The sequence below is a fragment of the Mucilaginibacter sp. P2_A5 genome (assembly GCF_056404995.1).
On the sequence record NZ_JBFUCY010000070.1, the window covers coordinates 1 to 2,076 of the forward strand.

Below are 2,076 nucleotides of genomic sequence, written 5' to 3' on the forward strand. Positions count from 1 at the left end.
GCTCATAGTATGATAATAAAACTTGTGCGAAACTGGAAGACTTATTTTCCGACAAGATCGGCAAAAGAGGTCATGGCTGATTAGTTGTCCACAAAAACGTTATCGTTTTTAAAAAGAAAAAAAGAAGCAAAAAAAGAAAAACGTGTTGAAATATGGAAAACCTAAGGAGGTTTCCCACATTCCAACACGACAAACAATAACAAATTATTATCTTTATTTAAACTGTCAACTTATTTTAGGACGAGTCAGTTCTGAGACGCGTAATTGCGTCTCCGGCGTTTAGGTGCACAATTATGTTAAATAGTTAAAACAATCCTCGTCAAGTCAACTTTCCCCACTGCCCACTGCCCACTGCCCACTGCCTATTCCCTTCCCACCCGCCAGCGGGCCATTTGCCAGTAGCCTTCGGCGTCTTTAGAATAAAACGCGGTGTAGCCGATGCCCATCATATTAAAATCAAAAGCAAATTCGGTTACGGTGGGGTCGTCGGGTAAAAAGGCTGGGAGAACGCTGTCGGCAACTAAAGCTATTTGCTCGCTTAGTTCGTCCTTATCGTTTTTAACAACTTTAATTTCGGTACTTTTTATATAATCTTCCAGGTTTTTAAATTGGTAATCGGGTATCGGGGCAAATTCGTCCTTAAGTTTGCGGGCGGCGTTAAAAGCATCTGCAAGACCTTGTTGTTTATAGGCTTCCATAGCTTTCAGCAGGTCGGGGGCAGATATTTCGGGCATGCCATTGGCGCCGGCAGTGTAAAAGCTGTTTAGTATTTCTTCTTTGGTTTTCATGTGCAGGTTATCATTTTATTATAAAACAAAAGGATGCGGTAAAATTAACCACATCCTTTTGCTTTTAACCTTAAATAGCAAATTAATTACACTTCGCCAAGGCTGTTCAGCACATCTATGTCATCTTCGGATAGTTGAATGCCGGTTGTTTTCATATTTTGTTCCAGGTGTTCAACACTCGAAGTACCGGGTATAAGCAATATATTGGGCGAGTGGTTTAACAGCCAGCTTAAAGCAATTTGATGAATGGTGGCGCCGTGCTTACCGGCCACTCGTTTCAATACTTCTACGCCCTTTACGTTGCCGCCACCAAGCGGGAACCAGGGGATAAATGCAATGTTATGCTCGCGGGTATATTCCAGTTCGGCCTCCCATTTGCGGTTATCAACACTGTACATGTTTTGCACCGATACCACGTCGAAAAACTGTTGTGCCAGTTGAATTTCCTGAACACTAACCTCCGACAGGCCGATGTGTTTGATTTTGCCATCCTGCTGTGCTTTTTGCAAAAACTCGAATGATTTTTCCGCCGGTACTTTTGGGTCGATGCGGTGCAGCTGGTATAAGTCGATCCTTTGCAGTTTCAGGCGTTTAAGGCTGCCCTCCAGGGCCTGCATCAAATGCGCGGGCGATGAATCAATAGGCCATTCGTTTGGGCCCGTGCGCAGCAGCCCGCCTTTTGTTCCTATCACCAGGTCGGCCGGGTAGGGCACAAGCGCTTCGGCAATCAGTTGCTCAGATATATAGGGGCCGTAGCTATCGGCGGTATCAATAAAATTGACGCCCAGCTCAACCGCGCGCTTTAGCACGCGAATGCACTCTTTTTTATCGTTGGGTGGCCCCCAAATACCCTGGCCGGTAATGCGCATAGCGCCAAAGCCGAGGCGGTTTACAGTGAAATCGCCCCCTAAAAAGAAAGTTTTTTCAAATGAACTTGTTGTAGTAGCCATATTGTTGATATTGATTATAAGTTGAACTCAAATACGGCGGTATTGTTTGGGCTTAGTTGTGAGTTGTGAGTTGTGAGTTGTGAGTTGTGAGTTGTGAGTTGTGAGTTGTGAGTTGTGAGTTGTGAGTTGTGAGTTGTGAGTTGTGAGTTGTGAGTTGTGAGGTGTGAGGTGTGAGGTGTGAGTTGTGAGTTGTGAGTTGTGAGGTGTGAGTTGTGAGTTGTGAGGTGTGAGGTGTGAGGTGTGAGGTGTGAGGTGTGAGGTGTGAGGTGTGAGGTGTGAGGTGTGAGGTGTGAGGTGTGAGGTGTGAGGTGTGAGGTGTGAGGTGTGAGGTGTGAGGT

2 protein-coding genes are annotated in these 2,076 nt (G+C 45.5%); both read right to left on the bottom strand.

The genetic code is table 11. The annotated features are described in order from the left end of the window. Positions 1 to 362: 362 nt before the first annotated feature. Positions 363 to 788, bottom strand: coding sequence for a hypothetical protein (locus AC1DXF_RS29325; RefSeq protein ID WP_477452233.1), 426 nt, complete (start codon positions 786 to 788; stop codon positions 363 to 365). Positions 789 to 874: 86 nt separating this feature from the next. Then, positions 875 to 1,738 (bottom strand): aldo/keto reductase, encoded by an 864-nt coding sequence (locus AC1DXF_RS29330; RefSeq protein WP_477452234.1) that lies wholly within the window; start codon positions 1,736 to 1,738, stop codon positions 875 to 877. Positions 1,739 to 2,076: the final 338 nt, after the last annotated feature.

Coding starts and splice junctions, on each gene's coding strand:
- AC1DXF_RS29330 (WP_477452234.1), bottom strand. CDS start 1,738: ATGGCTACTACAACAAGTTCATTTGAAAAAACTTTCTTTTTAGGGGGC.
- AC1DXF_RS29325 (WP_477452233.1), bottom strand. CDS start 788: ATGAAAACCAAAGAAGAAATACTAAACAGCTTTTACACTGCCGGCGCC.